The organism is Acidobacteriota bacterium (assembly GCA_003225175.1).
Classification (GTDB): domain Bacteria; phylum Acidobacteriota; class Terriglobia; order Terriglobales; family Acidobacteriaceae; genus Gp1-AA112.
This window is the reverse complement of record QIBA01000243.1, coordinates 1-4,206: the sequence shown is the minus strand read 5'-3', so window position 1 is coordinate 4,206 and position 4,206 is coordinate 1. Positions and strand designations below refer to the sequence as shown.

Below are 4,206 nucleotides of genomic sequence, written 5' to 3'. Positions count from 1 at the left end.
CAGGGGTAAAACAGTTTATCTGGCTTTGTCGCTCGTTTTCTACTCGGGGTTAAGTGTCTTTGGTCAATGGTCCGGTGCTAAGCCGGGAACAAATAACAACCTGAATGGGGGATATCTGCTCGATTCAGGAGTCGGGTTCGTGGTGGGCGACGCCGGTACTATCGTCAAGACCACGGATGCCGGTATGACGTGGTCACCGCTTACGTCGGGCACAACGAACGGATTGCATGACATTTATTTGTTCAATGCGACTGAAGGAGTTGCTGTGGGCGATCAGGGACTGATTCTCCGGACGATTGATGGGGGTGCCATGTGGCAGAACGTGGCCAGCGGTGTGGAGGACGCGCTTAGATCTGTGTCGTTCAGCGGTGTAAACGGAATCTCGGCCGGCGATTCACAAACAATTCTCTATTCGACCGACGCAGGCGCTTCATGGCAGATCAGTCAAAGCGGATTCTTCGGCGGCGGTTTCCTAGGCGCGCAGATGCTGAGTTCGAGCGTAGGCTTTGTTGGCGGGCAAAATTCGATCTTCCAGTCGCTGCTCGGCGCAAGCAGTGATGGCGGCGCCAGTTGGGCGTTTCAGTCTTTTTATTTTGATAAAAACGAAGGCGGTGGCACTGACGTGTTTTTTCTCGACCAAAGCACCGGCCTCGTTTCAGGAACGGTTTTTGATGGACGCGGCGCGATCGCCAGAACGACTGACGCCGGGGTGAGTTGGTCAACGTTATTCTTTGATCAGGCGATCCAGGGAATTGATTTTCCACAGCCAAGCAGCGGCTTTGCTGTGGGCGCAGGTGGACGAATCTCACATAGCACGGATGCCGGAATTACCTGGACCGACCAGACCAGTGGGACGTCCGCAAATCTCAACGACGTTTCCTTCGCCAGCGACGCCTTACGGGGGATCGCACGTTGGTGACAGCGGCACGATTCTCTGGACAGCAAACGGCGGCGAACCGGGGCCGACGCCAACGCCCACCCCAACACCCAGTGCTACTCCGACAGTTACCCCTCTGTCGACGCCGCGGCCTACTCCGACGCCCAGGGTTCGTCCCACGCCGCCTCCTCGTCCGACTACTCTTTCTCGCCTATTACATTGAAATGTCAGTAGCTAAGACCTAACGATGAAAACTCCTTCCAATTCCAACCGCTTCTATTCCAACTCTCGTCTGTTAATTGGGTTCTTGGTCGTGTTACTCAGCGGCTGTGTTCTGCTGGCCGGTTTTGGTGCAATATCTAAAACGTTTGCAGTACGAATCAGTTCACCGCGCGCAGTATCGGCTAATTCGTCAGCGCTGTCCTCTAAATACGATGTTGCATTCGGCCCTGGCCCGGCACGTCGACTGGACGAGCAAGGAAATCGGCCAGAGGGCATGTCATTCCTGCCGCTGCACCCGCGAAGAACTCGTGCAATCCGGCCCACTGGAAATGGAGATTGGTTCTCGCTTGGGCCGCCCGGTGGCGATGTGTTCGATGCTGCTGTTTCGACGGCTGATCCGGCCATCGCTCTCGCCGGGATCGCACCGGATGGCAGCTTCGGTGGTACGCTCTATCGCTCGGCTGACGCTGGGAACACATGGTCCGAGGTGCTGCCTCTGAACGGCATAAGTGTCTTCGACATCGAATTCGCTCCCGATGGTGCGGCCTACATTGGCACCCAGGATAGCGTCAGGCGAAGTACTGACGGCGGCAATAGTTGGACGTTGTTGAACCTTGGCATTGGAGTGAACGACCAATATTCGATGTCGCGCTTGATCCATCGAATCCCTCAATCCTCTGGGCTGGGATAGCTGACGCCAGCGGTTCGCAGCCGGTCAACGTGATGCGCTCGACCGATACCGGCGCGACATGGTCAAATCGCACGCCGCCTCTCGCAGCGCCAATTTCGTGCCGTGGAATCGCAGTCGATCCGAGCGATTCGAACACGGTGATCGCTGCCTTCGGAGGAGACTTTGGAGGCGGCCAGGTGTGGACCACTACCGACGGCGGCGATTCATGGACCGACCGATCAGCCGGTCTCCCGAATAATCCGATGCAGGTCGTTGTGTATGATGGCACCAGATTGCTTGTTGGAGGCGGTCAACGCTTTGGCTCGGAAAACGTGGGACTTTACCGATCGACGGACGTGGGAGCGACTTGGACACCGCTTCATGATAACACGTGGCCCGTGTTGGTAGTCGATGATATCGCGGTCGATCCGAACGATGCACAGACTATCCTGGTTGCGACGGACGGCGGCGGCGTCAATCGCACGACTGACGGCGGTAGCTCGTGGGAGATTGGCATTGGCGACACCGCTGCACTAGCTGGACGTTCGTTGCGGTTTCGCCCGGATAGTTCTACCGAGTTGTTTCTTGGTACCAGCTCGTTGGCAGTCTTTCGCTCGACCGACGGCGGAGATCATTTCGTGCAGTCTTCCAACGGCATTTCTGAGCTCAACCTATTCTCCGTTGATGCTAGTCCTCTAGCAGCAAACGAGCTGGCCGTCGCCTTCCAAGGCCAGAATAACGGCGGTGCGTTAAGCTCGCTCAACGGCGGCGCGACCTGGGAGCTGGAATCGGCGCCTTCAACCCGGTACAGCGCAGTGCGGTTTGCTCCTGACGGCACGCTCTACGCCATCTCCAGCGGGCCATCGAGTGTAGCTCAGGAAGGCTTGTACCGTCGCGAGAACAACGGAAGCTGGACTCCACTTGGTCCGGACCAAGGTCCTTTGTTCGAATCCGATCTCAACACGGTGCGTTTTAGCCGCAATAATGCGAACCTGATTCTACTCGGTGGAGCCGATTTCGGAGTTGCAGGTTTCGAGGCAACTATATGGCGCAGCACCGATGCCGGACAAACATGGACCAAGGTCTATGAGCTCGGTGATTTCCACAGAGTAACTGATCTTGAGATTGTGGAGGATGGCACTGATCAGAACATGGTGGCAGCTTGGACCAGTGAATCGGGCGATAACATAGGCGGTGCGCTGCGCTCGACGGATGCTGGGGCGTCTTGGTTCGACTCGTCCACTGGCCTGCCTGAGTTCTTCCGAGGTCCGCGATTGTGTGCTTCGCCCACCGATCCGCAGAGCCTTGTGATCTCGGCTTGGCTCAGCTTTCAGTCTGCCGGGCTTTTCCGTACGACTGATGCCGGTGCGACCTGGGCTTCAACCGGCTGGACGGGAAATGCCACTGTTGGAGATGTTGGCTGTCATCCAGTCGACGATCAGATACTCTTTGTTACACAATTGAGCGGCGGCGATGCCGTGCTTCGTTCACAGGATGGTGGCGCGACGTTCGCGCCCTTCGCGAACGGTCTTGAGAATGTTGTCGCTCCCCGTGAACTGGCGTTTGCTGGCCATTCTCGATTACTCTTGGCCAGTGCCAAAGGGAGTTATGCGACTGATCTCGCGACGCCGACGGCAACGCCTACACCGACCGTAACGCCTAGTTCCACTCCGACACCGACCACGACTCCGACACCAAGAGCTACTCCAGTTCCAAGGCCTCGGCCCACGCCAGCGCCTCGCCCGACATAACTGCGCTAATGGCGTAGTTCGATTACATCAAAGTTATCCGATAACTCAAGCTCGTACAAAGGAAGACCACGAATGAATAAACGGCCGCTTACCGCCATAGAGAAGCACATCGCTCGAGGCATGTCTCTCGTCGTTCTGCTTTTTATCGCCATCCCCCTTGTGTGGCTTGTCCAGGGACAGCCGCTGAGCAGTAACATTTCTCAAATAAGCTCTGCCCACGTGGTCAACGGCACAAAAACTATGGTACGAGTTCACGACACTGCGCAACGCCCGCAGATTATATCCCCACACAAAGTCACAGAATAGCGAGTAGCCGCTTTTCATGCGGCACCATTTGTGGCGTGGAGTCGCGTGCTGCGCACGGGCAGATCGCGCCCAACACTAACGGCGGGACGCTCAATCCGGTGGCCTTCATCAATCCTATGACCGTTAACGTATCTGGGCGCGTCGCATTTAACTCACAGGTTGATGGCTCCGACCGTAACCAGGGTGTGTTCGTTGCTGACTCTGACGCTACAATTAGCGCAATCGCAATTGGCTGTGGCGGGCTAGGTGGTAGCGGAGACACAACTTCAATGTGCGGTGATGTTTCACCTATTGGCGGACATTTCGGCGGCTTCTTTTTCGGCACGGTTTTCACACCCGACATCAACGATGCGGGCGATGTCCTGTTTTTTTGTGATGTC

5 protein-coding genes are annotated in these 4,206 nt (G+C 56.6%); all 5 read left to right on the top strand.

Annotation, left to right across the window (positions count from 1 at the left end; all coding sequences use genetic code 11):
• Positions 1–25 precede the first annotated feature (25 nt).
• Positions 26–919, top strand: coding sequence for a hypothetical protein (locus DMG62_25025; GenBank protein PYY19079.1), 894 nt, complete (start codon positions 26–28; stop codon positions 917–919).
• The gene (locus tag DMG62_25020) at positions 849–1,100 is read left to right on the top strand and encodes a hypothetical protein (protein ID PYY19078.1); all 252 of its coding nucleotides are present in this window, start codon (positions 849–851) and stop codon (positions 1,098–1,100) included. The genes DMG62_25025 and DMG62_25020 overlap by 71 nt, the downstream gene beginning before the upstream one ends.
• 24 nt (positions 1,101–1,124) lie before the next feature.
• Positions 1,125–1,790: a hypothetical protein gene (locus DMG62_25015; GenBank protein PYY19077.1), complete on the top strand. Its 666-nt coding sequence runs from the start codon at positions 1,125–1,127 to the stop codon at positions 1,788–1,790.
• A gap of 1,802 nt (positions 1,791–3,592) precedes the next feature.
• A complete protein-coding gene (locus DMG62_25010) occupies positions 3,593–3,826 on the top strand; it encodes a hypothetical protein (protein ID PYY19076.1) in 234 nt (77 codons plus the stop codon).
• Positions 3,827–3,861: 35 nt separating this feature from the next.
• Positions 3,862–4,206 (top strand): hypothetical protein (locus DMG62_25005; protein PYY19075.1); only part of this gene is annotated, 345 nt, incomplete at its 3' end.

Bases quoted from the DNA above. Each gene is read 5' to 3' on its own strand.
- DMG62_25010 (PYY19076.1), top strand. From the start codon at position 3,593: ATGAATAAACGGCCGCTTACCGCCATAGAGAAGCACATCGCTCGAGGC.
- DMG62_25015 (PYY19077.1), top strand. From the start codon at position 1,125: ATGAAAACTCCTTCCAATTCCAACCGCTTCTATTCCAACTCTCGTCTG.